Source organism: Bacillus sp. TH19, from assembly GCF_016651075.1.
Lineage (GTDB): Bacteria > Bacillota > Bacilli > Bacillales > Bacillaceae_G > Bacillus_A > Bacillus_A mycoides.
The window spans coordinates 1,664,761-1,690,182 of the sequence record NZ_JAEKEO010000010.1; the positions used below are offsets into that span (position 1 = coordinate 1,664,761).

The 25,422-nt window shown below is 34.1% G+C and carries 29 protein-coding genes and 1 pseudogene; 20 read left to right on the plus strand and 10 right to left on the minus strand.

Annotation, left to right across the window (positions count from 1 at the left end; all coding sequences use genetic code 11):
• The first annotated feature begins 7 nt into the window (after positions 1-7).
• The 3 genes from JFU54_RS26165 (at position 8) to JFU54_RS26175 (ending at position 1,669) form a co-directional block, all read left to right on the plus strand.
• A complete protein-coding gene (locus JFU54_RS26165; RefSeq protein ID WP_201066996.1) occupies positions 8-466 on the plus strand; it encodes a spore coat protein in 459 nt (152 codons plus the stop codon).
• A 186-nt stretch (positions 467-652) separates the two neighbouring features.
• Complete coding sequence (locus tag JFU54_RS26170) at positions 653-832, plus strand: hypothetical protein (protein WP_201066998.1); 180 nt, start codon at positions 653-655, stop codon at positions 830-832.
• Between the two features lie 216 nt (positions 833-1,048).
• A complete protein-coding gene (locus tag JFU54_RS26175) occupies positions 1,049-1,669 on the plus strand; it encodes an NAD(P)-dependent oxidoreductase (protein ID WP_002086047.1) in 621 nt (206 codons plus the stop codon).
• Between the two features lie 24 nt (positions 1,670-1,693).
• Here JFU54_RS26175 and JFU54_RS26180 read toward each other — a convergent pair whose 3' ends face one another.
• The 3 genes from JFU54_RS26180 to JFU54_RS26190 all read right to left on the minus strand — a co-directional run bounded on the left by JFU54_RS26180 (position 1,694) and on the right by JFU54_RS26190 (position 4,582).
• Positions 1,694-2,176, minus strand: coding sequence for a DUF456 domain-containing protein (locus JFU54_RS26180; RefSeq protein ID WP_000217328.1), 483 nt, complete (start codon positions 2,174-2,176; stop codon positions 1,694-1,696).
• Position 2,177: 1 nt separating this feature from the next.
• Positions 2,178-3,485 carry a hemolysin family protein gene (locus JFU54_RS26185; RefSeq protein WP_002086044.1) on the minus strand — a complete coding sequence of 436 codons (1,308 nt, stop codon included), beginning with the start codon at positions 3,483-3,485 and terminating at the stop codon, positions 2,178-2,180.
• Positions 3,486-3,694: 209 nt separating this feature from the next.
• Positions 3,695-4,582: a hypothetical protein gene (locus JFU54_RS26190; protein WP_012260780.1), complete on the minus strand. Its 888-nt coding sequence runs from the start codon at positions 4,580-4,582 to the stop codon at positions 3,695-3,697.
• A 350-nt stretch (positions 4,583-4,932) separates the two neighbouring features.
• Here JFU54_RS26190 and JFU54_RS26195 point away from each other — a divergent pair, with 350 nt between their 5' ends.
• From JFU54_RS26195 to JFU54_RS26220, 6 genes and pseudogenes are all read left to right on the plus strand, one after another.
• A complete protein-coding gene (locus JFU54_RS26195; RefSeq protein WP_002086042.1) occupies positions 4,933-5,520 on the plus strand; it encodes a TetR/AcrR family transcriptional regulator in 588 nt (195 codons plus the stop codon).
• 17 nt (positions 5,521-5,537) lie between these two features.
• Positions 5,538-6,174: pseudogene (locus tag JFU54_RS26200) on the plus strand (HXXEE domain-containing protein).
• A gap of 175 nt (positions 6,175-6,349) precedes the next feature.
• On the plus strand, positions 6,350-6,997 hold the full coding sequence (cbpA, locus tag JFU54_RS26205; protein WP_002086040.1) for a cyclic di-AMP binding protein CbpA: 648 nt from the start codon (positions 6,350-6,352) through the stop codon (positions 6,995-6,997).
• Positions 6,998-7,438: 441 nt separating this feature from the next.
• Positions 7,439-8,776 (plus strand): branched-chain amino acid transport system II carrier protein BrnQ4, encoded by a 1,338-nt coding sequence (gene brnQ4 / locus JFU54_RS26210; protein WP_394818273.1) that lies wholly within the window; start codon positions 7,439-7,441, stop codon positions 8,774-8,776.
• Between the two features lie 66 nt (positions 8,777-8,842).
• Complete coding sequence (gene csaA, locus JFU54_RS26215; protein ID WP_001263027.1) at positions 8,843-9,172, plus strand: chaperone CsaA; 330 nt, start codon at positions 8,843-8,845, stop codon at positions 9,170-9,172.
• Positions 9,153-9,719 (plus strand): DUF1572 domain-containing protein, encoded by a 567-nt coding sequence (locus tag JFU54_RS26220; RefSeq protein WP_201067005.1) that lies wholly within the window; start codon positions 9,153-9,155, stop codon positions 9,717-9,719. Before csaA ends, JFU54_RS26220 begins: the two co-directional genes overlap by 20 nt.
• On the opposite strand, the gene JFU54_RS29915 is transcribed toward JFU54_RS26220, so the two are convergent.
• Complete coding sequence (locus JFU54_RS29915; protein WP_078184760.1) at positions 9,692-9,997, minus strand: permease; 306 nt, start codon at positions 9,995-9,997, stop codon at positions 9,692-9,694. The two genes, JFU54_RS26220 and JFU54_RS29915, sit on opposite strands and share 28 nt — an antisense overlap.
• A gap of 4 nt (positions 9,998-10,001) precedes the next feature.
• Positions 10,002-10,298 carry a hypothetical protein gene (locus JFU54_RS26225; protein ID WP_002086033.1) on the minus strand — a complete coding sequence of 99 codons (297 nt, stop codon included), beginning with the start codon at positions 10,296-10,298 and terminating at the stop codon, positions 10,002-10,004.
• Between the two features lie 89 nt (positions 10,299-10,387).
• On the opposite strand from JFU54_RS26225, the gene spoIIP (JFU54_RS26230) reads away from it, so the two are divergent.
• From spoIIP (JFU54_RS26230) to JFU54_RS26250, 5 genes are all read left to right on the plus strand, one after another.
• Positions 10,388-11,542 carry a stage II sporulation protein SpoIIP gene (gene spoIIP / locus JFU54_RS26230; RefSeq protein ID WP_201067007.1) on the plus strand — a complete coding sequence of 385 codons (1,155 nt, stop codon included), beginning with the start codon at positions 10,388-10,390 and terminating at the stop codon, positions 11,540-11,542.
• Between the two features lie 266 nt (positions 11,543-11,808).
• Positions 11,809-12,306 (plus strand): GNAT family N-acetyltransferase, encoded by a 498-nt coding sequence (locus JFU54_RS26235; RefSeq protein ID WP_201067009.1) that lies wholly within the window; start codon positions 11,809-11,811, stop codon positions 12,304-12,306.
• Positions 12,307-12,317: 11 nt separating this feature from the next.
• The gene (locus JFU54_RS26240; protein WP_201067011.1) at positions 12,318-13,058 is read left to right on the plus strand and encodes a M15 family metallopeptidase; all 741 of its coding nucleotides are present in this window, start codon (positions 12,318-12,320) and stop codon (positions 13,056-13,058) included.
• A 23-nt stretch (positions 13,059-13,081) separates the two neighbouring features.
• Positions 13,082-13,528, plus strand: a complete 447-nt coding sequence (locus tag JFU54_RS26245; protein ID WP_002086031.1) for an NUDIX hydrolase — start codon at positions 13,082-13,084, stop codon at positions 13,526-13,528.
• A 187-nt stretch (positions 13,529-13,715) separates the two neighbouring features.
• Positions 13,716-15,191: an amidase family protein gene (locus tag JFU54_RS26250; RefSeq protein WP_201067013.1), complete on the plus strand. Its 1,476-nt coding sequence runs from the start codon at positions 13,716-13,718 to the stop codon at positions 15,189-15,191.
• Between the two features lie 49 nt (positions 15,192-15,240).
• On the opposite strand, the gene JFU54_RS26255 is transcribed toward JFU54_RS26250, so the two are convergent.
• Positions 15,241-16,458 carry an MFS transporter gene (locus tag JFU54_RS26255; protein ID WP_002168568.1) on the minus strand — a complete coding sequence of 406 codons (1,218 nt, stop codon included), beginning with the start codon at positions 16,456-16,458 and terminating at the stop codon, positions 15,241-15,243.
• A gap of 280 nt (positions 16,459-16,738) precedes the next feature.
• Here JFU54_RS26255 and JFU54_RS26260 point away from each other — a divergent pair, with 280 nt between their 5' ends.
• The 5 genes from JFU54_RS26260 (at position 16,739) to JFU54_RS26280 (ending at position 20,834) form a co-directional block, all read left to right on the plus strand.
• Complete coding sequence (locus tag JFU54_RS26260; RefSeq protein WP_002012470.1) at positions 16,739-17,167, plus strand: NfeD family protein; 429 nt, start codon at positions 16,739-16,741, stop codon at positions 17,165-17,167.
• Between the two features lie 2 nt (positions 17,168-17,169).
• Positions 17,170-18,138, plus strand: coding sequence for an SPFH domain-containing protein (locus JFU54_RS26265; protein ID WP_002031527.1), 969 nt, complete (start codon positions 17,170-17,172; stop codon positions 18,136-18,138).
• A 76-nt stretch (positions 18,139-18,214) separates the two neighbouring features.
• The gene (gene spoIIP / locus JFU54_RS26270; RefSeq protein ID WP_002031526.1) at positions 18,215-19,369 is read left to right on the plus strand and encodes a stage II sporulation protein P; all 1,155 of its coding nucleotides are present in this window, start codon (positions 18,215-18,217) and stop codon (positions 19,367-19,369) included.
• A 91-nt stretch (positions 19,370-19,460) separates the two neighbouring features.
• On the plus strand, positions 19,461-20,051 hold the full coding sequence (locus JFU54_RS26275) for a histidine phosphatase family protein (protein ID WP_201067015.1): 591 nt from the start codon (positions 19,461-19,463) through the stop codon (positions 20,049-20,051).
• A gap of 6 nt (positions 20,052-20,057) precedes the next feature.
• Positions 20,058-20,834, plus strand: a complete 777-nt coding sequence (locus tag JFU54_RS26280; protein WP_002031522.1) for a Cof-type HAD-IIB family hydrolase — start codon at positions 20,058-20,060, stop codon at positions 20,832-20,834.
• Positions 20,835-20,841: 7 nt separating this feature from the next.
• Here JFU54_RS26280 and JFU54_RS26285 read toward each other — a convergent pair whose 3' ends face one another.
• Positions 20,842-21,303 carry a DinB family protein gene (locus JFU54_RS26285; RefSeq protein ID WP_002031519.1) on the minus strand — a complete coding sequence of 154 codons (462 nt, stop codon included), beginning with the start codon at positions 21,301-21,303 and terminating at the stop codon, positions 20,842-20,844.
• A 171-nt stretch (positions 21,304-21,474) separates the two neighbouring features.
• On the opposite strand from JFU54_RS26285, the gene alr reads away from it, so the two are divergent.
• Entirely contained in the window at positions 21,475-22,650 is a 1,176-nt protein-coding gene (gene alr / locus JFU54_RS26290; protein WP_201067017.1) for an alanine racemase, read from the plus strand.
• A gap of 20 nt (positions 22,651-22,670) precedes the next feature.
• On the opposite strand, the gene JFU54_RS26295 is transcribed toward alr, so the two are convergent.
• The 3 genes from JFU54_RS26295 to JFU54_RS26305 are packed head-to-tail and all read right to left on the minus strand — an operon-like array spanning position 22,671 to position 25,166.
• Positions 22,671-23,384, minus strand: coding sequence for a class I SAM-dependent methyltransferase (locus tag JFU54_RS26295; protein ID WP_201067019.1), 714 nt, complete (start codon positions 23,382-23,384; stop codon positions 22,671-22,673).
• Positions 23,377-24,264: a GNAT family N-acetyltransferase gene (locus JFU54_RS26300; RefSeq protein ID WP_002141423.1), complete on the minus strand. Its 888-nt coding sequence runs from the start codon at positions 24,262-24,264 to the stop codon at positions 23,377-23,379. The genes JFU54_RS26295 and JFU54_RS26300 overlap by 8 nt, the downstream gene beginning before the upstream one ends.
• Before the next feature lie 23 nt (positions 24,265-24,287).
• The gene (locus tag JFU54_RS26305; RefSeq protein WP_002141424.1) at positions 24,288-25,166 is read right to left on the minus strand and encodes a phosphotransferase; all 879 of its coding nucleotides are present in this window, start codon (positions 25,164-25,166) and stop codon (positions 24,288-24,290) included.
• Between the last annotated feature and the right edge of the window lie 256 nt (positions 25,167-25,422).

A 25,422-nucleotide genomic window follows, 5' to 3' on the forward strand; every position in this document is an offset into this window, starting at 1 on the left:
CGCTTTAATGGATTGTATGAAAGAATTGATGACATATAGTTACACACTTATATATAAAGTTGGAGAATACGCGAGCAAGGTTCGAGATGAAGAATTAAAAGATATTTTGCAGCATCATTTGCCGTATATGTTACAAGCATATAATGAACAAGTGAATTTTCAAGAAGGAGAAAATATACAACATATAACTTGTAAACAAATGTGGCCGGAATTTACTGAAATGGATAGGGAAACAGATAATGAGTATACAGGGGATACTGGGATTGCTATTTGTTATATTACACATTTGAAACGATTAGCATTAAAGTTTGCTCAAGTGGCAGTAGAAGTTGCGAACCCGGAGTTTCGTTCTTTTCTGGAAAATTGTTTTGTGAAAATGAATCGTTATGCTTATAGTGTTTGGCAATATGTTGTGAAGAAGGAATATAAGATTAAACATGTATATGAAAGTGAAAAATTCGCGTGAAAAGCTAAGGTGGAATGAAAGGCGCCTTAGTTTTTTTATGTCTAATTAGAATGGGAGGATTAAAGATTGGCTATGTTATCAGAAAATTTACAAAAGTTTACTGTATCTTTACTATTTTTAAATCTTCCCTTTAAAAAAAAGAGTAATATGGGATTGTACATATTCTATCAAAGGGAGGAAACGCAAATGAACAAATGGGTTAAGTCATTAACTACTATGGCACTTGCAAGTTCTTTATTAATGGTAGGTTGTAGTAAAGATGAGGATAAAAAGAAAGAGGATGACACAACTTCGCAGCAAGATGAAAAGAAAGATAAAGAAACAAGTGGAACAGAAAAATCTTCTGATTCGAAAGAAAAGAAATAAAGTGAAACTTTAATCAGTGGGGATTTTGTCCATCCCCACTGATTATTAGCCCACACCGATTGGGCATTAACGGGCAGTTATTCGCCGAATTTACTGCCCGTTAATGCGGGATAAATGGATAACAGAGCTTCCTCACATATACGAGGGAGCTTTTTTGTTGTATATTTGTAAGTTTTGCGGAAAAATAGAGAGAAAGAATGGAAGAGGGGATAATATATGAAAGTATGCATATTAGGAGCGACTGGTAGAGTAGGATCACACATTATGAAATTGGCATTACAAGATTCATATGAAGTAACGGTATTAGTTCGTGATTTGAGTAGAGTGGAAACAGAGCATGAAAGGTTGCAAGTTATTAAGGGAAATGTATTAAGCGGAGATGATATAAAGGAAGCGATTAAAGGATGTGATATTGTAATTAGTGCTCTTGGAACTGATCGGAATGGGACGTTAGAGAAGAGTGTACCGATTATTATAAAGCAAATGGAAGAAGAGGGCATAAAGAAAATTGTTACAATAGGAACTGCTGGTATTTTACAAGCACGAACAAACCCAAGTATATATCGTTTCCAATCAAAAGAATCGAAAAGAAAAATGACAACAGCTGCGGAAGATCATTTAGCTGCTTATGAAGCGCTGAATAATAGTAAACTATGTTGGACTGTTGTTTGTCCGACGCATTTAATAGATGGTGATGTAACCGGTGTATATCGAACTGAACAAGATATGTTGCCAACAGATGGATCGAAAATCACAGTTGGTGATACAGCTCAGTTTACATGGAGTTTACGTAATAAAAGCTTATACGAGAAAAGCCGAGTAGGTATTTCATATTAAAAACCCATCCCAAAATAGGGATGGCTAAAAAATGATATAGCATACAAAGATGATAATCATAATGATTTGGAGAATGGCTTTGGCTACTGTACTACTTAAAAAACCGACAACAGTTGCAATTCCGACTAAAAGGGCGTCTTTTGGCGCCTTTTTATGCATAAGTTCCGTAATAAATACAGATAAGAACGGTATGATAATAAGCCCGAATGGTGGGAAGAAGAACGATCCGACAATGATAGAAACCATACCAACACGTTCGCCCGATTTTGTACTTCCGTATTTTTTTAGGAAGTATCCATTTGCAATAAAGTCAGCAACGAAAATGAAGAGTGTAAAAATGACTTGAATAATCCAAAAAGATGTCGTTAACTCTCCGCCGTTTATTCCAAAATGATAAATGAAATAGCCAGCCCATACGGCAAGGATGCCAGGGATAATGGGGTATATAAAGGCAAGAAATGAAACAATGAAACAAGCAATGATACAAATTGTTAGTAAAACAGTCACTTTATAGCTCCTTTGTAGTATCTAATTTATGTACAGCAATCTTTTTAATTTGATGCCCATCAAGTTCTAATGCTTTAAATTGAAAACCATCATATTCAACTGAATAGCCAGCCTCAATATTTAAATCAATTGATTGAGAGAGAAGCCAACCACCAATTGTATCTAAATCACTTTCATCGATATGTAGGCCAAACATATCATTTACTTCAGAAATGAGTACTTTCCCATCTAAAACAGTAAGCCTAGGAGTACGCTTTTCAATCATTGGTGATTCGTCTGCGTCAAATTCATCTTGAATTTCTCCGATAATTTCTTCAAGAATATCCTCCATCGTTAAAAGGCCAGCAGTTCCGCCGTATTCATCCATAACAATCGCCATTTGTACGCGGTTCTTTTGGAGGTGTATTAACGTTTTACGAATGGGAACTGTTTCAAATACAGTTAAAACAGGATGTATGTAGGCATCAAGTGGTTTGTAAATGCCTTTTGTTTGATTATGAAAAATCTCTTTCGTATTTATCATTCCGATAATATCATCTTTATCCTTTTCAATAATAGGATAACGTGTATACTTTTCAGTTGCAACGATTTTCATATTTTCTTCTAACGTATTTTCAGTAGATAAACAAACCATTTCAGTTCTAGGTACCATAATTTCTTTAGCAACACGATCATCAAATTCAAAAATATTATTTACATATTTATATTCGGTTTGATTAATTTCGCCGCTTTTATAGCTTTCACCTAAAATGAGTCGTAGTTCTTCTTCGGAATGGGCAAGTTCATTTTCTTTCGCAGGCTCTAAACCGAGTAATTTTGTGAAAAATATAGCTGCACTATTGAGAAGCCAAATGAACGGATACATAATTTTATCAAATAAAATAAGTGGTTTTGCAAATTTTAATGTGATTGCTTCAGCTTTTTGGATTGCGAAAGACTTAGGAACTAACTCGCCTAATACAACATGGAAAAAAGTAATCACACTAAAAGCAATAATAAAGGATAACGTGTTAGCCATTGTTCCAGTAATATTGATTTTTTCAAATAGTGGTCGCAGTAAATGTTCCACAGTTGGTTCACCAAGCCAACCAAGTCCTAAAGAGGTGATAGTAATGCCAAGCTGACAAGCGGATAAATAAACGTCTAAGTTAGATAAAACGCTTCTTGCAGCTAATGCTTGTTTATTACCTTCATTAGCAAGCTGGTCAATTCGACTTTTTCGTACTTTTACGACAGCGAATTCTGAAGCAACGAAAAAACCAGAAATAAGGATAAGTATAAAGATGAGAAAAATATTTAATATGTCCAAGTGTGTTCTTTATTCCTAATTTGGAATAAAGATGTCACCTCCTGTAATTATGTTATACTTTTATAATAAATCCAAATGAAAAGATTAGTCAAAGAAAATGGGTAAATAATGGTAGGTTTCTATAGTAGTTTTTTAATTTGCTGTTATTTTGTCCTCTATATAATAGGAATAACCGTCTACTTTTAATTTAAGTAGACGGTTATTCTATGTTATGGTTTCGAAATACTTCTAGTTAAAGTATACGTGTTTTGTTTAGAGTGGTTTGTTGTCCATAAAGCTTGGAGAAACGATAAGATGCTATATGGAATATAAAGTAGTAATAAACCAATTGTGACAACTATAGGTGCATTTCTACCAAATTGGACGATAAATTGTAATAGTCCGTTTGTATGAAAAATACATTCCATAAAAACGAATGAAAGAATAATGGAACTCAAAATAGATTTATGATTGGAAGTAAGCGCAATAAATAACGTATCAACAAGGAAAGATGAATTTTTTATTTCGTATTCATTAGTAGTATTTAAGAACGGTAGCCATTTTTTAATTGCTTGCATAACGATTATCATAGAAGTGCTACATACGATGATAAAAGAAGAGAAGAAAGGAACCTTCATGAATTCCGCGATGTAGAGTAGTAGTAATAGTACTGAACATTGTAATATCACAGTACCAAAAGAATATGGTATCCAGCGCAATAAGGAAGTGCACTTTCTTACTGATCTCGGTGCTTTTAAAAATAGATGACCGATCCCTAAACTAATAAAGAAACCGATTACAAGAGTGAATGTGAAACGAACGATTGATAAAAAATATATTTCCCATATGTAGGGGAATAGTGGTGACGAATGGCTAGAAGTATGTATCATATTTTGTGTATTTATAATCTGATTTGCTGAGAAAAGGATAGGTTCATGCATCCAATCGATTCTTGGAATTGAAATAGAAAAAAGTTGTGCAAAGTTATGAAAAATGCTAATAAATCCAGTTGTGTAAGAGTAATTATGTGTAATGAATAATGCTGGAATAGGACTTATGACAAAAATAATAAAAACACCGGCTATAAATTTACATATATGTGAGCGCAATAAGGACATATAACCACCTACCCTTAGAATATTCAGAAAATTCTTATTCTTATTTTAGCTTTTTTCAGGGGAAGTTACAATATATTTTTCTTTACGTATTGGTATATGGATAGTTTTAAATTATTTTTAGAAATTTATTTTATGTGTGGGATATAAAGCAGGAGAGGGTATATAACAGCATCTATACAAAAAACGTGAACAGTTTAGCATTTTCACGTTTTTTGTATGGGATGAATGAAAAGAAATGTAGGTAAATGTCGAAAGGATTAAATTGATTTTTCAAATTGGAAAGTGATACCATAAAGTTAAACAACGTTTAAATCATTGTTTAATCGATAAATTCTAGAGGGGGAGATAAGTTGGGGGAAAATGAAAACATATCAACGAAAGAAAAGATTTTAAATACAACCTTGGAGTTAATTAAAAACGAAGGTTTTGAAAGGGTAACGATAAGGAAAATTGCATCATTGTCAGATGTAAATATTGCGCTTGTAAATTACCATTTTGGTTCAAAAGAAAAGTTGATTAGTGAGGCGATTAAAGTTTTGTTAATTAGCTTCCAAGGCACTTTTTCTATTTTAGATGATATTACAGTGCCAGCGAAAGAAAGATTAAAAATATTTTTATTTGATTATGTACTAGTAATTCGGCAATATCCTGAGTTAGTCAGGAAGATTATTGCAATGGGAACTACGGTATTTACATCTCAATACGAATATGGAGATTTTTTGAAGAGGCTAGGTTTTAGTAAAGTGAAGAATATTTTGAGCGAAATAACAAATGAAGCGGATCAGGAAATTTTAATGATGATGACAGTGCAAATATTTGGATCCATTTTTCTGCCAGCATTAATGATGCCAATTCTTGAATCAGGGGCAGATATAAGAGTACTGCCTATAGAAAAACAGATTGATTTCCTATTTGAACGCTATTTTTATAAAAATTGAGATAGTGGGTGATAGAGATGGTTAGTTTCTTTAGAAAGCATTGGTATGATATAGGGTTAGTTGTGGCTATTGTTGTCGTTGTTTGTTTAGTCGCGAATTTGGGAGAAATAAGTGAAATAAAAGTACTGTTAGCGTTAAGTTTTGTAGCCATTTTAGTGCATCAATTTGAAGAGTATCGTTGGCCAGGTTATTTCGCTGGTCTGTTTAATGTAGTTATATTTAAAAGTGATATACCAGATCGCTATCCATTAAATACGCAATCTGCTATGGTAATAAATATTTTGATTGCGTATGTTTTTTATTTACTTCCGGTTTTCTTTCAAAATATAATATGGCTTGGGATGGCACCTATTTTAATGGGGTTTTTTCAATTCATATGGCATGGTATTTTTGCGAATATAAAAAGCTAAAACAATATACAATCCGGGATTAGGTGCGGTTGTATTACTACATGTTCCGATTGGTTATGCATATATGAGATATGTTCTTTTACACAATCTAGCTACAAATTTGGATTGGATATTAGGGCTGATCTATTTTCTAGTAGCAACCTATTTTTTAATTATAAAAGGAAATATGTTAATGAAAAGTAAGGAGACAAATCATTGTTTTTCTAAAAAGCAATTAGGTCCGTACAATGATGCAGTAAAGTGATCCAGAATTCAGAAGGGGTTTTTGATGCTGAAGAGAGTACAAGTGAATGATTCATGAATAAATTATGACGGAAAAATGAATAATTTTCAGAAAAATAAAATAATATATTTATTTTTTTCTGAAAATATAATATAGTTATGGCACAGAAAGTATTTTAGCATAAGGAGGCTTTTTTATGAGGATTAAAGGGAATTATGTGCCAAAGAGGGAAGTTTTGTTTTGCTCAAGTTCAATTACGATAAGGGAAACGCTGGAACATTTAAATAAAACGGGGTATCGTTGTGTACCAGTTTTAGATGAAAAAAAAGAGAAGTTTTTAGGGAATGTATATAAAGTAGATATTTTAGAATATAAAGGTTCACTTGAAGATAATGTATTACAATTATTGAACGATAAAAATGGGTACGTGAGAGAAGACTCTTCCTTCTTTAAAGTATTTTTTACAATTAAAAAACTACCGTATTTATCAGTAGTTGATGAAAAAGGGGTCTTCCTTGGTATTTTAACTCATAAAAAAGTTTTTGAACTATTAGAAGATGCATGGGGAGTCCATTCTAGTAAATATTCTGTCATGATTGGAACACAAGATTATAATGGGGCCATTCAAAAATTATCGACAGTGCTAAAGAAATACACTGGTATTCAAAGCTTAATGACTTTTGATAATGATGCTTTATTAGTACGTAGAATAATGTTTACATTGGGAGAAGAGTTTGAAGATAGTGAATTAGAAACATTGCTAAAGGATTTAGAAGATCATGGATTTAGAGTGGTGTATGTTGAAGAGATGAAAAATCCACGTGAAGTTGAAACGATAGACTAACAAGTAAAGCCATCTTATTTTTGATGGCTTTTACTTTCTTTCACATAAAGATATCTAAATATAATAAAATATATGAATCGTAAATTTTAAAAAATATTTGTGTAATAGAATAAATAAAGGAAGTATATGTAGATAATTTTGATTTTCAAAAAAATCAAATTGAAAATATGTTTTTATTTTTCAACTAAATATGTTACTATATGTGTGATAAAAACAAAGAGGTCTGACAACTAAACTCCACGTTATACCACTCTGATGAGTTAAATTTTCGAAAAAATCAAAAATTAATAATTAGAGTAAGAATAAGGGGAATGGAGAAATTATGGAGAAAGACACTGCTTTGTAAGGGGCATATTTTATCATCTTGAGCAGAGAGGAGGATGCATAGCATATTGTGAAAAGAGATATAAACAATGAAAAAGTGCTATGCAAATGAAAAGCATGAAGGGACGTTTAAGGCCAGGTGATACGGTAGCGATTGGTTTAATGTTATTTGCACTATTTTTAGGAGCAGGAAATTTAATTTTCCCGCCAGTTTTAGGTCAACAAGCAGGAGAAAATGTTTGGATTGCTACAATTGGATTCCTTGTAACGGGAGTCGGATTACCCCTATTAGCTGTAACAGCTGTCGCGTTTGTAGAGGGGGACTTGAAAGCGCTATCTTCTAGAGTTCACCCTATATTTGCGTTTATTTTCCCATTGATTAGTTATTTAGCGATTGGACCATTTTTCGCGATTCCGCGTACTGGAGCTGTTTCATTTGAAATGGGTATGAAGCCATTTCTATCAGAGACAATGGTTTCTGAGTGGTACATGCTATTTCTTTTCACTATAGTTTTCTTCGGAATAACGTGGTATTTATCATTAAATCCATCTAAATTAGTGGATTGGTTCGGGAAATTTCTTACACCATTGTTAGTATTGATTGTTGCTGTTATTGTCGGAAAAGCAATTATTGATCCAATTGGAGAACCAGCTGCACCTTTAGCTGCTTATAAAGAGAATGCTTTCTTTGGTGGATTTATTCAAGGATATTTAACGATGGATGCGATTAGTGCACTGGTGTTTGGGATTGTTGTTGTACAAGTTATTCGCTCAAAAGGGATAAAAGAGAGCGGACAAATCGCAAAAATAACAGTTGTATCAGGGGTTATTGCTGTATTAGGCTTAACGTTAATATATTTATCACTTGCATATCTCGGATCTACAAGTACATCACTTGGTGTGTCGGAGAACGGTGGTCTTATTTTAACGAATGTTGTAAATGAGTTATATGGAACAAGTGGCAAAATTTTATTAGGACTTGTAATTATACTCGCTTGTTTAACAACTTCTGTTGGATTAACATCTGCGTGTGCTGGCTTCTTTACAAACTTATTCCCAAAACTTTCGCATAAAACGATTGTAACTATGGTATGTGTATTTAGTTTAATTGTATCTAACCTAGGGTTAACACAATTAATCACAGTAACATTACCAGTGTTAATGATCATTTATCCAGTTGCAATTGTATTAATCGTTCTTTCATATTTCCATAAATGGATAGGGAAGCGTAATACAATATATATTGGAGCTATTTTAGGTGCGTTGTTAATTAGTTTCTTTAACGGTTTAGAAAGTGCGAACATTAAAATTGATGCGATTTCTAATGTGCTACAAATGTTACCATTATATAAAGAAGGAATAGGATGGCTAATCCCATCATGTATTGGCGGGATTCTCGGTTTCTTCTTCTATAAATCAAATGAATTAAGTGAATTACAAAAGAAAGGTGCTTAGGCGCCTTTCTTTTTTTAAAGGGGATTTTTGTATTTTGTCTAAGTAATAATTGGGAGGAATGATAAAATGGCTAATTTTGAAGATTTTTTAACTTTTGATGTAAGAATTGGAACAGTAACACAGGCAGAGGAATTTAAAGAAGCGAGAGTGCCAGCGATTAAACTAGAAATTGATTTTGGGGAGCTTGGGGTCAAGCAGTCAAGTGCTCAAATTACGAAGAGATATAATCCAGAAGACTTAATCGGTCAGCAAATTGTTGCTGTTGTAAATTTTCCGCCAAAGCGTGTGGCAGGATTTAAATCGGAAGTGCTTGTATTAGGTGGTGTTCCTGAAGCTGGTGATGTTGTGTTGCTTCAGCCTAATATGGAATTGCCAAATGGAACGAAAATTAGTTAGTGTGAAGGTAGGGGTAAGCATGGATATCGGACGAGAATATTTACAATGTGCCATTTCGAATTTCAAGGCAACACAAAAACAAGGAGAACGTGTACTTTCTCAATTATCTTATGAACAGATAATGTGGTCTGCTCAGGAAGAGACAAATAGTATCGCGATTATTATTAAACATTTACATGGTAATATGCGTTCAAGATGGACGGAATTTTTAACGTCTGATGGCGAAAAAATAGATCGTAACCGAGATGGTGAATTTGAAGGTGGCTACAATTCAAAACAAGAAGCGCTTGCTGCGTGGCAAGAAGGGTGGGAGTATGTCTTTAAAACGATGGATACTTTAACAGCAGAGCAGATTTTGCAGAAAGTATACATTCGCGGAGAAGAACACACTGTCATGCAAGCGATCGAAAGGCAAATTTCTCATTATGCTTTACATATTGGACAAATCATTTACATTGGTAAAATGTTAAAAGAAAATGAATGGGAGTGTTTAAGCATTCCTAGAGGTCAATCTACTAGTTATTTACAGAAAAAACGTTCAACGTAATAATAGGAAAGAAACCGATATAAAATAGGAAGCAAAAAAATAAGCCAATTGATAGAGGGCTCCGTGAACATTAGAATGCTGCCAGCAATAAGCCCATATGTAATAAGAAAGAAACCAAAGAGTGTATTTATAGGAATAAAACGTGAGACAAATAATTGCTGATTTTTGAAACAAGTGTTGTGAAATAAATAAAAGCGGAAATACCGTGTAGAGGTAATAAGATCTTTCTTTCGCGCAATTCTTTTTTTGCATGTATGACAGATGAACGGTGGTTGCATTTCATTACGCTCCATTTTTTATATTTGTAATAATGTAAGACAAAAGTAAGTATAAAGTGTATGTTCCTATATACGCTCCTGCAATAAGGAAAAATGGATTCAGTAAAATTCCATGAATGCTCGTCATGAAAACTAAATCTTGTATTAAAACATCGTATATATTAATGGAAATAACTGTACCGAGTACATACAGTGCCAAGTACGCAGAAATATGTAGCACAATAGAGACTTTTGGATGTTTAGCGGACAAATAAAAAATGAATGATAGAACGATTGGTAATATTCCTATTAATAGCTTCAATTCATTTCACCTCATTAACAATATAGCCGGAATTTAAGCGGTCTATTCTCTAGAGCTTGTACATAACTTGAAATAGAGAGGGTGATAGTATGAATCGAGGCTTTTTTTACGTGAAATTAACAAGTGTACGCAAGTTAATTATATTTATTATTACTACGGTATTAGCGACTTTCTTTCTTATTAGTGTAATGGTAACTTCCATGAAAGAGACAAAGTCAACGTATTTATATAATTGGTTAAATGAGTTATCAATGAATGGTTACATGTACGTTATTGGGAAAGAGAATCATTATTTTACACAGGAGTACCGGAATTTGAATCAAGACTTTTCTATTTCTTCATTCCTCTTTTCGATGGCTACGAATATTCGTTTTGATGATGTACGTAGTTTTGTCGGGAAAGAACTTCCGGGATTTGGGAAATATGATACAGAAATCGTTATAGCAGGTGAGGGAACAAATTATTCTAACTTACCGATAGAGTCGAGTGTTCCTCTTGAAGAAGTAGTGAAAGAACGGACTGGAGAAGGTGGACAAGCGCCAAAGCCTGATACGAATAAAGAGAAAAAACAACCAGCTCAAACGACTGGAAAAAGACAAGTTGCATTTATATATCATTCACATAGCTGGGAATCTTATTTGCCGTTACTTAACTTAACAAATGATCCTAATCCAAATAAAGCAACGAGTTCTGTAACGAATATTTCAATAGTTGGAGATCGCTTTCGTGAACAACTGGCAAGTGAAGGGATAGGTGCTACTAACGATAAGACTAATGTCGGTCAAAAGTTAATAAGTAAAGGATTGAATGATACTAGTTCTTATAAAATGTCACGGGAAATTGTACAAGAAGCGATGGCTGGTAATAAAGAATTACAATACTTCTTCGATTTACACCGTGATAGTGCACGGAAAAATGTAACAACAAAAACAATTGGAGATAAATCATATGCTAAGCTTGCTTTTGTAATTGGGAAAGGTAACAAAAACTATGAAAAAAACTTACAATTAGCAACTGCGTTACATGAGACGATTAGTAAGAAATATCCGGGAATGAGCCGTGGTGTAATTCAAAAAGGATTCCAAACAGGAAATGGAGTCTACAATCAAGACCTATCAGGACAAGCGATATTAATTGAAGTTGGCGGGGTAGATAATACAGAGGAAGAATTAAATCGATCAATTGATGCACTTGCTAAAGCATTTGGTGAATATTTTTGGCAAGCAGAAAAAGTGAATGGATAAAGTGAAATTTGAATTAGTGGTAGGCATTGCCGATGGTTATCAGCCTACATCAATTGGGGGAAAACGTAAGTGTACAGCTTACGTTTTTTGTTTGTCATGAAATGAGGATGATAAGATGTCACATTATAGACATAATTTGTAATTGCTATAGTAATATCGAAATTTGTCTATTTATAATAGGAGAATTAGAAAGGGATTTTCGCAAAAATAGAGAAAATCTTTTTACAAGGAAAATTTTTAACTAACAGAATGGGTAGGGGATCAAGGTGATACGAGAGATTAGAGTAGAAGATGCAGCATCATTTTTACAATTAAGTAAGCAGTTAGACGAAGAAACGAAATTTATGTTATACGAACCAGGGGAAAGAAAAACCACAGTAGAGCAACAAGAAAAGATGGTCCACCGTTTTATAGAAAATGAATATGCAACAATATTTGTAGCAGTTGAAGATGATAGAGTAGTTGGATTTATTTTAGCCAATGGTAATGATGTTCAAAGAAAGAGACATGTGGCAGGCATTGTAATTGGTATTTTGCAAGAGTATAGTGGCCGAGGTATTGGAACGAGTTTGTTTAAAGAAGTAGAGAAGTGGGCAAGATTACATGATGTATGGCGTTTAGAATTAACGGTAATGGCCCACAATACAAGAGCTCAGGCACTATATAGCAAAATTGGATTTGAACAAGAAGGTGTCAAAAAATCTGCTCTTATCATCGATGGAAAAGGTGTCGATGAGTATGAAATGGCCAAATTATTAAAATAAGAGGTCGTTATATGAAAAAAAGATGGGCACTACTTGGTATCGTAGCGATGATACTGATCATTGGAGTAGCAGGAATAAATTATAAGATGTACAAGGGTCAAGAGGCGAAGGAAGTAAATGTAAATAATATATTTCCGAAAGCTAAAGAAACGATTGCTAATATGGATGGGGATATCGCAGTCATTAGTAATCCGAATTCGATGCTTGTACTTGTGAATAAAAATAGGCGTTTACCAGATGGGTATAGACCGCCAGATTTAGTTGTTCCGAAAGTACGTTACTCTAGTGAAGGTGATCAAGAGAAGAAAAAGATGAGGAAAGAGGCAGCGGCGGCACTTGAGGAAATGTTTCAGCAAGCCAATAAGGAGCGGATTTTCCTTTTTGCAGTCTCTGGATTTAGATCTTTTGATCGACAAAAAGCATTAAATACGATGTATAAAAGACAAGATGGAGAAGCAAAGACAGCGATGTCTAGTGCAGTCCCTGGTACGAGTGAACATCAAACAGGACTAGCTATGGATATTACATCTCAATCTGCTAAATTTCAGCTAGAAACTGTTTTTGGGGAGACGAAAGAAGGAAAGTGGCTTTCTGAAAATGCCCATAAATTTGGTTTTGTTATTAGATATACGAAAGAGAAAGAAGGGATTACCGGTTATCGTTATGAACCGTGGCATGTACGGTATGTTGGGAATCCGCAAGCTACATATTTATATGAAAACCAACTGACGATTGAAGAAGTAACGCAGTAATGAATTGAGGGGAGAGGGCTAAGATGACGATGTTATATAAGAAAAAGGTACATGCATATATTACGAGAGAAAAAGAAGGGGCTATGCAACTACTCGTTTTTAAACATCGTGATATACGAGAGGCTGGTATCCAAGTTCCAGGCGGGACGGTAGATGAAGGCGAAACGTTAGAGGCAGCAATTTTACGTGAAGTACAAGAAGAGTCAGGACTACGCCATTTTTGTATCGAGCGCTTCCTTTCTGATTACATTATTTATATGAAAGAAAAAAAGGAATATCAAAAACGTCATTTTTTCCACATTTCATTATTAACAGATGTGAAAGATACGTGGGAACATATAGTAAGTGCTGGTGAGGAAGACAAAGGTTTAGTATTTTGTTATGAGTGGGTTGATATTAACAAATGCCCTGAATTAGCAGGTAAACAAGGCGAGTTTTTACATTTGTTAGAAGAGGTATATGTAAAATAATAAAAAGGGTCTGAGGCGATATTGTATTCGTTTCAGACTCTTTGTATTTCTCTGGAAATTAAAGGTTTTTAAACTGGTGAGTTGAATTCCTGTATAGGGATAGTAGTTGTTAATACGAGGAGCGGAGAAAATGAAAAAGTAATAGACATACGTCATATATAAAAGGGCTTATAAAAGGAGAATGAAAATGGAAATTCAGTTCAATACCCTACTGCAAAAAGAATTAACAATTCATGATATTCAAAAGGAAATGGAAGCTGGGAAGTTAACTTCAAAAGAACTAGTCATGTATTATCTTCATAGAATCGCAAAGTATGACCAAGATGGACCGAAAATCAATTCTATTTTAGAAATCAATCCAGATGCTATCTTTATTGCAGAAGCGTTAGATTATGAAAGAAAGACAAAAGGTGTAAGAGGTCCATTACATGGTATACCTGTTTTACTTAAGGATAATATTGAAACGAATGACTCGATGCATACAAGTGCTGGTACGATTGCCCTAGAACAAAATATAAGTAGTGAAGATGCATTTCTCGTTACAAAACTTCGAGAAGCAGGATCAATTATAATAGGTAAAACAAATATGACAGAACTAGCAAATGCAATGTCTTTTGAAATGTGGGCTGGATATAGCGCTAGAGGTGGTCAAACAATTAATCCTTACGGTACAGGAAAGGATGATATGTTCGTTGGTGGCTCAAGTACAGGGTCTGCTATAGCAGTTGCCGCTAACTTTACTGTATTATCCGTTGGAACAGAGACAGATGCTTCTATTTTGAGCCCAGCTGTTCAAAACTCGGTTGTAGGTATTAAGCCGACTGTTGGGTTAATTAGTCGTAGTGGAATTATTCCTTTCACTTATTCACAAGATACAGCTGGGCCATTTGCTAGAACAGTAACAGATGCTGCTATTTTACTAGGGAGTCTAACTGGGGTGGATGAGAAGGATGTAGCCACTCATAAAAGTGAAGGCATGGCATATCAAGATTATACATCTTATCTTGATGCTAACGGTTTAAAGGGGGCGAAGATTGGTGTATTTAGCAATGCGCCAAAAGATTATTATGAATCTGGAGAATACGATGAAAAATTGTTTAAGGAAACGATTCAAGTTTTACGTAGTAAGGGAGCGACAATAGTAGAAGATATTGATATTCCATCTTTTCATAGAGAATGGAGCTGGGGGGTTCCGCTTTATGAACTGAAGCATAGCTTAGATAACTATCTTTCTAAATTACCTTCTACTATTCCAGTACATTCTATTTCGGAGTTAATGGAGTTTAATAAAAACATAGCAGAAAGAGCTTTGAAATATGGACAAACTAAGTTAGAAAGAAAAAAAGATTTTCCTAATACGTTAAGAAATCCTGAATATTTAAAGGCAAGATTAGAAGATATATACTTTTCGCAAAAACAAGGTATTGATTTTGCATTGGAAAAATATAATCTTGATGCGATACTGTTCCCTTCTTATATAGGATCTACTATATGTGCGAAAGCAGGTTATCCGTCTATAGCAATGCCTGCGGGATATATGGATAATGGGAGGCCTTTTGGAATTACTCTTGCAAGTGCTGCTTTTAGTGAAGGGGCATTAATTAAACTAGCATATGCTTTTGAACAAGCGACAAAACATAGGAAGATTCCCAACTTGTCATGAATAGAATAAACAAAGAGGACAGGAATTCCTGTCCTTTTTGTTTTAATGATTAAAGTGAAATATCTTTCTGCTCCGTCTTCTGATATTTTAATAAGTTAAAGGATAAACAAGCAGAACATAAAATAAGAAAAGCGGCGATAATATAAATAGTACGAACGCCGAACATATCAGTAATAATTCCAACGCTAAGCATAGAAAGACCAGAAGCTGTCGAGAGAAGTGCACCATGAGCTGTATACATCTTCGATAATAAAGAAGGAGTGACGCTTGATTGTAAAACCGTCGTTTGAGAAATATCTCTAATTTGATAACATGGCCCCATTAGAACACAAAGAAATAGAGCAATAAATCCGCTACTTGTCATACCATATAAAAATGTAAGAATACTAAACATAAGAGAGCCTATCGCCATGGAGCGTATTAAATTTTTTTGAATATATGTACTCATTTTCCACGCTAATATCCCACCAATTAATGTGCCGACGTAATAACTTGTGTTAATATATCCCCACCAATCTTCGCCTTTATGAAGAACAGTCGTTACATATGCCATCGTAATAGCACCGATCCATATCGTCCCTGCGAAAGTTTCAATTAAGTCCATAATTGTAACGATGCGCAGAGACGGGTGTTGAAATAACAGTTTCCATCCTTCTAATAATGCAGTAGTTTTCGAAGAAGTGGGTTCTGCTACTCGTTCAGCTTGTATAGATTGTAATGAAAGGTGTAATGTAATACATCCGAAAATCATCAATATGTTATTAATCATGAGTGTCGAAGTAACGCCAATGAGAAGAACAATTATGCTTGTAAATGAGTATGCAGCGGCTTGTATAATTTGTGTTGAAAAGGAAAAGACACTATTTACTTTTACTAATTTTTCTTGTGGTGTTAAGCGCGGGATAACGGCGTATAGTAGAGGAGCGCTCCAGCCACTACATAATGAAATGAAAATAACAAAAGTTAAAAGAGCAGAAATGTTTGTTGATAGTATAGGAAATAATATCATTAACAATATTAAAAGAGCTGTTTTAATCCATTGTAGAGTATATAGCAATGAATAAGATGGAAACCGATTCATTATAAGTGGTGCAGAGGTGTTCGCGATAAGATTTGTGATAACCTGTAATAATGGAAAAAGAGCAGTAATTGTAGCTGATCTAGTTGTGATATAGATGTGAGTTGTAATAATCATTATGTATACAATGTCAGCGAGAGTAATGCATATTTTGGAGCCCAAATAGTAAGTTAGTGAACGTTTAGGCAATAAGAATACCACCTTTCAAATCAATACTGCTTTTAATTTTAATTTTAATCATTATAATCTGTAAGTTATATTTTTGAAAGAATTAAATTTTTTGTCATTTTTTGAAAGGGATTTTCGTGTATAATGAAGAATATATTAATATAGCATTTTATTAATACTTGTTGTAACAGCGAATACATATAATAGCTTGTAGCAAACGCCCCCTCTATGAGAAAGGGCGGATAAACCATTCTTTTCTTCATATACATATAGAAAATGAGAAAGAAAGTGAGGGTTGCATATGGCTGGATGGGTGATTTGGTTTATAATAGCGGGTATTTTATTTATTGCAGAAATGTTGTCGATTACGTTTTACATGCTTTGGCTTGGAATTGGAGCTGTTGTCGGAGGTCTTATTGCTTTGTTTGCTCCTGATGCACTATTTTTACAAGTTGTTGTTGGGGCAATTGTAAGTTTAACATTGACTTTCTTTACGAAAAGAATTTCTAAAAACTTTCGAGAAGCAAAAGGTTTTACTGATACAGTAGATAAACTTGTTGGTAAAAAGGGAATTGTTATGCAAACGATTACAAGCGAAGTGAACGGTATTGTGAAAGTGGATGGAGATACTTGGACAGCTATTTCGGATACTCCTATTGATGCTGGAGAAAAAGTCGTTGTTATACAGAGGCATAGTACTATTTTACAAGTGAAAAAGGAGAGTGAATAAATATGGCAGTAGCATTAACGTTAACGATTATTTTCGCATTGATTGTCGTTGTATTTATTGCATTGACAATTAAAATTATTTCTCAGCAAAAAGTTGGGGTCGTTGAAAGGTTTGGTAAATTTCAACGGATTATGCACCCAGGATTAAATATTCTAATCCCAATTGTAGACCGCGTTCGTGTATATCACGATTTGCGTATTCAACAAACGAATGTACCACCACAAAAGGTAATAACGAAAGATAATGTACAAGTAGAAATTGATACAATTATTTTCTATCAAATTGTTGAACCAGAGCTTGCGACATATGGTATTTCAAACTATGAATATGGTGTTCGTAATATTACATCTGCAACAATGCGTCAAATTATTGGTAAAATGGAGCTTGATGAAACATTATCAGGTCGTGAAAAAATTTCAACAGAAATTCGTTTAGCACTTGATGAAGCGACAGAAAAATGGGGCGTTCGTATTGAGCGTGTCGAAATAGTCGATATTAATCCACCAAAAGATGTGCAAGTATCAATGGAAAAACAAATGAAAGCAGAACGTAATAAACGTGCGATCATTTTAGAAGCTGAAGCAGCGAAACAAGATAAAGTCCTTCGGGCTGAAGGGGAAAAACAAAGTAAAATTTTAATGGCTGAAGGGGATAAAGAAGCGCGTATTCGAGAAGCTGAAGGTTTAAAAGAAGCAAAAGAATTAGAAGCGCAAGGGGAAGCAAGAGCGATTGAGGAAATCGCAAAAGCAGAACAAAACCGAATTGAATTACTTCGCGCAGCAGATTTAGATGAACGCGTACTTGCTTATAAATCGTTTGAATCATTAATTGAGGTTGCAAAAGGACCAGCGAATAAAGTCTTTATTCCGTCTAATGCAATTGAAACACTTGGTACTCTTGGTGCAATTGGGGAAATCTTCAAAGAAAAACAAGCGAAGAAATTACCTTCGTCAGATACAGAAAAAGAATAATAAGAGTGAGAAAGAGAAATGGGATGCCATTTCTCTTTTTTTTTTTGCGTATATTACGAAAAGCTTGTACATATCCATGTATAAAGAAGGTGATACAGTGAAGAAGTATGCAACCCGTATACATGGGAAGAAACTAATCTCGTTACTCTTTCTATATGCACTAGTCATAATTATTATTGCGTCGATTTTGACGTCGCTTTTACATACAATGAAATCGAATTACGTGAATCAATGGTTTGGAAAAGTATCGATGCAAGGTTTTGTTCAAATGATAGAAAGTGAGAATCGCTATTACGGATTTGATTATTTTAAGCAGAATAAAAGGGAGTCATTTGGAAATTTAATGTTCTCGATTGCGACGGATTTGAAAATTAAAGATTTAAGAACGTTTGTCGGTAAAGAAGTGCCTGGTATGTCAAAGTATTACTCTAACATTATCGTAGCTGGGGAAGGGACAAACTTTACGAATATCCCAAATGAATCTAGTGTACCGATTGAAGAAGTAACGAAAGAGCGAGAAGTAGCAAAAGATAAAGTTACAGAAGCTGAAAAGAATAATCCGGTTCAGAAAAAGAACGGAGCGAAAAAAGGTGAAAGTGCAGTATATATTTATCATACACATAGCTGGGAATCTTTCTTTCCGTTATTACCAGGGGCTACCGATCCATCAAGTCCAGATGTAAATGTGTCCTTACTAGGGAAACGTATGAAAGAACAACTTGAAGGACAAGGAATTCCGGTAGTTCATGATAAAACGAATATGGGGAATTTATTAGCGAGTAAAAAATGGAAATGGCCGCAATCATATAAAGCGTCTCATGAATATGTAAAAGAAACATTAGCACAAAATAATAAAATTGCGTTTCCGATTGATATACACCGTGATGATCAGCGGAAGAAGGTAACAACAAAAGTAATTAACGGGAAATCGTATGCAAGATTATATTTTATAATTGGGATGGAAAATGAAGGGCGTGCTGAAAATGAAAAAATTGCAAGAGCAATCAATAGTTATTTAGATGAAAACTATTACGGGTTAAGCAGAGGGATCTTTCCAAAGTATAAAAAAGATGGAAATGGCGTTTATAATCAAGATTTATCTAAAAATGCGATGTTAATTGAAGTTGGTGGTGTGGATAATACGCTAGACGAACTATATAATACTATTGATGTGTTAACGGAAGCGTTTAGTAAGTATTATTGGAATGATGCAGAGAAAGTGAATGGATGAGGGGCGGGAAACCGTTCCTTTTTTGTTATATAAAGTTAAGAATGTGATATAATGGAGTTTTGTGAATATTAAACAAGGGAGCGGAAGAAACATGCAAATACTACTAATACGCCACGGTGAATCAGAAGCAGATATTTTAAATGTACATGAAGGTCGAGCTGACTTTGAATTAACAGAAAAGGGAAGACAGCAAGTACAAAGACTTGTACAGAAAGTGAAAGCAGATTTCCCGCCAGATTTCATTTGGGCAAGCACATTAAAACGTGCTCGCGAAACTGGTGAAACATTAGCAGAAGGAATTGGGTGCCCAATTCAACTAGAAGAAGAATTAATGGAGTTTAATAATGGGGTACAAGCAGGGTTATCATTTGAAGAAGCGAAAAAATATCCAGAGCCAAAATTTCTTCATGATCGTTTTGAAAACGGGGAATCATTTATTAAATTTAGAATGAGAATAGAAGGGATTTTTTCTAAAATCGTGACAGAGAATACATATGACCGAATTGCAATTGTTGCACACGGTGGTGTAATAAATAGTCTTTTACGAGCGTTTTTCCAAATGCCAATTAGCATGGACTATTATTTTAAAATGGGAGATACGGGAATTAGTTTGATTGAACTTACGGATAAACAGAAAACTATTCATTTTATAAATGATACAAATCATTTAGAGGGAATGTAAGAGGATATGTACAAAGTTGTATTTTTTGATGTGGATGGTACTCTTTTAAGTGAGATTGATAGAAGTATGCATGAAAGCACAAAAGAAGCGATACAAAGGTTAATAGATAAAGAAATTCACGTAGTTGTTACAACAGGGAGACCATATAGTTTATGCTCACAATTTAAAGAGCTGGGCATAAATACGTTTATTTCTGCAAATGGTGCACATATAAAATGTGCTGATGAAGTTATACATAAATCGGTACTTTCAAGTGGAATTGTTCATGATATTTCAAATTTCGCTGAATTACATGGTCACAGTGTTTCTTATTTTACAGAGGAATTTGTAATGAATGGTATTGCCTCAAAAGACGAACGTGTAATACGAGCATTAAATGAAACGTTAAATTTAGAGCGGTATCCTGACAAAGTTAGAAACTTATCAGAAGAGATTTATTGTGTATGTCTGTATGCTGATGAAACAGAAGCTCAAAAATTCTTTGAAAGATATCCAGCACTTACGTTTGAACGTTTTCATGGTTACGTTATGAATGTGTTGGAAGATAGTAAAGTATCGAAGCTAACTGCAATTCAAAAGGTATTGGAACATCTGGAAATTTGTAAATCAGAAGCAATTGCTTTTGGTGACGGTGGAAATGATGTTGAGATGTTACAGTATGTAGGACTAGGAATTGCGATGGGGAATGGCGGAGAAGAGTTAAAAACAAGAGCAGATTTCGTTACAAAGAAGGCGAGTGAAGGTGGTATTTTATTTGCCTTAAAAAAGTTTAATGTCGTCTAACATACCTTTATTGAAATAAAGGTATGTTAGGATCTTTAACGTGCTCACATAATAAAATATGAATTTGCCCGCGATGATGATAAAAATGTGCAACGATTTCAAGCAACCATTCGAATCGAGAGTAAGAAATACCCCAATAAGCAGTCATAATTTCCGCTAACTCTTCATTGGAATAGGATAAAAAAGTTTTAGAAAGTAAATCGTACCCTTGTATCATCGTTTGCTGTATTTGAGTAATTGTTTCTGGTGTTTGTTCTATATAAAAGGTATGTAAGTCTTTTTCCGTAATACCATTTAATATGAGTAAATCAGCGTGGCAAATAAGGGAAAGATGTGTACACATTTCAAATAATGCCCGCTTTGATTCAATCGACTTTATTTTCAAATCACTTTCAGTATATTGGTTCAGTATTTGAATGGAAGTATCGATAGCAATTTTAACTTGATTCAATGCAGATGGAACAAACATTGTAATTATTCTCACCTCCGTATATAATAGTTTCTTAAGGGTATTATATCATACTCAAAATTCCGAAAATTCTAGTAGTTTGACTAGCATAGTGAAAAGTATTATATTGTAAAAGGTCATATGAAACGTGAAATAGAATGGAATGTAATTATTGAGTTAGGAGTTAGACCAATGAGCTTGAAATATGGAAGAGATACAATTGTTGAAGTTGACTTAAATGCGGTAAAACATAATGTAAAAGAATTTAAAAAACGTGTGAATGATGAAAATATTGCAATGATGGCTGCTGTAAAAGCGAATGGGTATGGTCATGGGGCAGTTGAAGTTGCGAAATCGGCTATTGAAGCAGGAATAAACCAACTTGCAGTTGCATTTGTAGATGAAGCAATTGAATTAAGAGAAGCTGGAATCACTGTACCTATTTTAATTTTAGGATATACACCAGTAGCAGCTGTAGAAGATGTAATTCAATATGACGTTATGATGACTGTTTATAGAGTAGAAGATTTACATGGTATAGATGAAGTTGCAAACCATCTTCAAAAGAAAGTGCGAATTCATGTGAAAATTGATACAGGAATGAGCCGTATTGGTTTACAGGAAGAAGAAGTTAAACCGTTTTTTGAAGAGTTAAAACGTATGCGATATGTAGAAGTAGTAGGGATGTTTACACATTACTCTACCGCTGATGAAATAGATAAAACTTATACAAATATGCAAACAAGTTTGTTTGAGAAAGCTGTAAATACAGCGGAAGAATTAGGAATTCATTTTCCATATATTCATAGTTCAAACAGTGCAGGATCAATGGAACTTAGTAACACATTTCAAAATATGGTTCGTGTCGGTATTGGAATTTACGGTATGTATCCTTCAAGAGAAGTGGATCATACAGTTGCTTCCTTACAGCCAGTGTTGTCTTTAAAATCAAAAGTAGCTCATGTTAAACATGCGAAGAAAAATCGTGGTGTTAGCTATGGGAATACTTATGTAACAACGGGCGAAGAATGGATTGCAACTGTACCGATTGGTTATGCTGATGGTTATAATCGTCAGCTATCTAATAAAGGGCATGCGCTAATAAACGGAGTACGAGTACCTGTAATTGGCCGTGTTTGTATGGATCAGCTTATGCTAGATGTTACAAATGCAATGCCAGTACAAGTAGGAGACGAAGTTGTATTCTACGGCAAACAAGATGAAGAAGAGATTGCGGTAGAAGAAATAGCAGATATGCTAGGTACAATTAACTATGAAGTTACATGTATGTTGGACAGAAGAATTCCACGTGTCTATAAAGAAAATGATGAAACGACTGCAATTGTAAATATATTAAGAAAAAACTGAATCGATATGATTCAGTTTTTTTATTTTTGACAAATGAAAAATGTTCTATTTGCACCATGTAGTTGAATGTTTTTAAATCCTACAGATTCCAACGAAGAAATTATTTCTTCATTGGAGTAACAGGCTTCCTCAAAAGAAAAGTCACTTCTTTTCCAACTATCATCTATGTCATGTTTAAATAGTATGAAGTTCATTTCTGCTCTGTTACTTTCACTATCATACGTGGAATCAATGGTGCAAACATATTCTCGTTCTGAAATATGAAAAGAAGCACTCCAGTTTTCAAGAAATCCTTTTTCTGTATTTATATCAAATGCGAATGTACCTCCATCATATAATGCCGAATAAACATGATGAAAAGCGTCTTTTAGCTCGTTTAATTTCATAATGTGATTTAAGCTATCACCGGCTGAGATGACGTAGTGGAATTGCTCATTTATATTGAAATAGCGAGCATCATCGACGATGAAGGTTGCATCTGGCGCATTTTGACGTGCGTGTTCGATCATTTGAGCAGAACCATCTATACCAGTTACTATAAAATTATTATCAATTAGTTTCCTAGTAAGATGACCAGTCCCGCAGCAAAGGTCTAATATACGGGAGTGGGAAGCGGCATCTTGTAAAACAAATTTATGATAGGCTGGATAGGAGTGTTCTGCAAAATGTCCCCAATGTTTATTATAAATGTCTGTAAAAATATCATAATCAGAATAAATTAGTTTTTTAGACATATGTATTCTGCTCAAAATTCATTAAATTATAATAGTCATGCTTCTTTTTAATTTCAAAACCACATTGTGTATATAGTTTTAAAGCATTGTTATTTTTCGTTTCGACGTCTAGTTCAATTGTTGAAACTCCTTCTGTAATAAGTGTATGTACCATATAACTAAGAATATCTTTACCATATCCTTTACCTTGATAAGAAGGATGAACTGCAAATCCTGATAGTGTAGTAGATTGCTCTTGCTCAGTAACTGTAATCGTTCCAATTGCTTTTTCATTAATAAGAGCAATGTAAACTTGATGAGAAGGTGAATTCATCATTTTCTGTAACCATGTAGCGGTATTTTCTACAGAATCTCCAAAGGCTTTACTGGAAATTTCAATAAGATTAAGAAGTGATTCTGAAGATGCAAGAGTGAGCTGTATAGTATTCTTTGTTGTTTTTTGCACTTCTTTTGCTTTGAACTCCATACTATATTCACTATATAAATAAGGTAACTTCATTTGTTTTGCAAATTCTTTCCCAGAAGCAGAATCCCCATTCAAAATAAGAAGAGCTTCATCTGCCTCTCTTATTCGTATTTCTTTCATTGCGGTTTGTAAAAGAGTGGTGCCTATATGTTGTTTCCTATAGTTTGGATGAACAAACCCTATTAACTCCAGTTTTGTCGGTCTTTCAAAGTCATACATACTTAATGCACCAATTAATTGAGTACCATCATAAAATATAAAATCATTTATCCTTTCTTTATTACGGGCAGTTAAAAAGTTGACATGTAAATCTGACGAATAATCAATTTGATCGTGTTGTCCGCAAATATGAGCTAAATCTTTCATTTGCTGAATTTCGTTTGCTGTTAAAGATTTCTTTTTTTCAATATTCATTTCATAATCCCTCTCATTCGTATTTAAAAATAGGATGGATGACTTAGCCACTTTTCTAACTCCACATTGCCCTGAACAGATAATAACCGGTACAAATATCGATAGGGGTGTCTACATTCTTCAAGACGAGGAATGGGCATAATGGTTTCGTAACCTTGTTTAAAAGCATGAGCCTCTTTTTCTGTAAGTACATATTCTAATCCAATAAAATCAAACTCTCGTGGAGAAATTGCATAAGCCTCTGTATCTACTAAACCAGTAATAGATTCTCCATCTGATAAAAACTGAGTAGGATCCATATCAATTAAAACAAGTGTAGATTCCTTCGGTGACGGCAAGGAAGAGAGCTGTGACTCAAAAGTATGAAATGCGTTTTGGATGCTCGCGTTATCGGAATAGAACTTATTTACAAGATCTTTACTGACTTTTAATATGTGAGACTTAAATTCTTCTAGTGGAATGTGGAAAGTATTTGATGGGTTTCCTATAAACTCTGCTTGAAACGAATGAATTTCTGCTAGTCCTTTTCCAAGGCTGAATAAAATAGAATCAGGTTGTCCGATAAATGATTGCAGCGTATTTCCGGTTAGTTTTTCGACGATTACATACTCTCGCTCATTTAAAACATGTTTTTGCAAAATAGTCGGGATGGGTAAGGTAGTATGCTTTTTCAATAATGCGTGTATTGTTTCTAAATGATGTACATGCCTTGGATCAATTCCAAAAAGATTTTTACATCCCCACCAAAAATCATTGTTGGGCTCTTCAGTCATTTTTGAAGAGCGAACAATAACTTCTTCAGCTTCTGTTTTAACAAGAAACACGTCGCTTGCATGGTCTTCATAGCCTGGATGCAAAGCTTGAGCGGATAAAATAGGTGAAGTAAACAATTGTTGTAGCATGAAAGGACTCCTTATTCTGTAAATTCTATAAATTCATTATATAACAGAATATGTACCAAGTGGATAATGATGGGGACAACATAGAACTTAAATGAATTTATGGTGAGAAATCAGTGTGAAAATTATATTTTTCTAGTTTTGTATGAATTATCAAAATAATGTTTCTGATGATAAATCTGAAAAATGCCTGAATGTAAATCCCGTATTTTTCAATAAATGAAAGGTTAAGCCTACTTTTATAAGAGTTATAATGTAG

Bases quoted from the DNA above. Each gene is read 5' to 3' on its own strand.
- JFU54_RS26295 (WP_201067019.1), bottom strand. From the start codon at position 23,384: ATGTCTAAAAAACTAATTTATTCTGATTATGATATTTTTACAGACATT.
- JFU54_RS26175 (WP_002086047.1), top strand. From the start codon at position 1,049: ATGAAAGTATGCATATTAGGAGCGACTGGTAGAGTAGGATCACACATT.
- JFU54_RS26220 (WP_201067005.1), top strand. From the start codon at position 9,153: ATGGAACGAAAATTAGTTAGTGTGAAGGTAGGGGTAAGCATGGATATC.
- JFU54_RS26275 (WP_201067015.1), top strand. From the start codon at position 19,461: ATGCAAATACTACTAATACGCCACGGTGAATCAGAAGCAGATATTTTA.
- spoIIP (WP_002031526.1), top strand. From the start codon at position 18,215: ATGTATAAAGAAGGTGATACAGTGAAGAAGTATGCAACCCGTATACAT.
- alr (WP_201067017.1), top strand. From the start codon at position 21,475: ATGAGCTTGAAATATGGAAGAGATACAATTGTTGAAGTTGACTTAAAT.
- brnQ4 (WP_394818273.1), top strand. From the start codon at position 7,439: ATGAAGGGACGTTTAAGGCCAGGTGATACGGTAGCGATTGGTTTAATG.
- JFU54_RS26285 (WP_002031519.1), bottom strand. From the start codon at position 21,303: ATGTTTGTTCCATCTGCATTGAATCAAGTTAAAATTGCTATCGATACT.
- JFU54_RS26245 (WP_002086031.1), top strand. From the start codon at position 13,082: ATGACGATGTTATATAAGAAAAAGGTACATGCATATATTACGAGAGAA.
- JFU54_RS26260 (WP_002012470.1), top strand. From the start codon at position 16,739: ATGGCTGGATGGGTGATTTGGTTTATAATAGCGGGTATTTTATTTATT.
- JFU54_RS26250 (WP_201067013.1), top strand. From the start codon at position 13,716: ATGGAAATTCAGTTCAATACCCTACTGCAAAAAGAATTAACAATTCAT.
- cbpA (WP_002086040.1), top strand. From the start codon at position 6,350: ATGAGGATTAAAGGGAATTATGTGCCAAAGAGGGAAGTTTTGTTTTGC.
- JFU54_RS26165 (WP_201066996.1), top strand. From the start codon at position 8: ATGGATTGTATGAAAGAATTGATGACATATAGTTACACACTTATATAT.
- JFU54_RS26190 (WP_012260780.1), bottom strand. From the start codon at position 4,582: ATGTCCTTATTGCGCTCACATATATGTAAATTTATAGCCGGTGTTTTT.
- JFU54_RS26240 (WP_201067011.1), top strand. From the start codon at position 12,318: ATGAAAAAAAGATGGGCACTACTTGGTATCGTAGCGATGATACTGATC.
- spoIIP (WP_201067007.1), top strand. From the start codon at position 10,388: ATGAATCGAGGCTTTTTTTACGTGAAATTAACAAGTGTACGCAAGTTA.
- JFU54_RS26305 (WP_002141424.1), bottom strand. From the start codon at position 25,166: ATGCTACAACAATTGTTTACTTCACCTATTTTATCCGCTCAAGCTTTG.
- JFU54_RS26280 (WP_002031522.1), top strand. From the start codon at position 20,058: ATGTACAAAGTTGTATTTTTTGATGTGGATGGTACTCTTTTAAGTGAG.
- csaA (WP_001263027.1), top strand. From the start codon at position 8,843: ATGGCTAATTTTGAAGATTTTTTAACTTTTGATGTAAGAATTGGAACA.
- JFU54_RS26265 (WP_002031527.1), top strand. From the start codon at position 17,170: ATGGCAGTAGCATTAACGTTAACGATTATTTTCGCATTGATTGTCGTT.
- JFU54_RS26300 (WP_002141423.1), bottom strand. From the start codon at position 24,264: ATGAATATTGAAAAAAAGAAATCTTTAACAGCAAACGAAATTCAGCAA.
- JFU54_RS26170 (WP_201066998.1), top strand. From the start codon at position 653: ATGAACAAATGGGTTAAGTCATTAACTACTATGGCACTTGCAAGTTCT.
- JFU54_RS29915 (WP_078184760.1), bottom strand. From the start codon at position 9,997: ATGCAACCACCGTTCATCTGTCATACATGCAAAAAAAGAATTGCGCGA.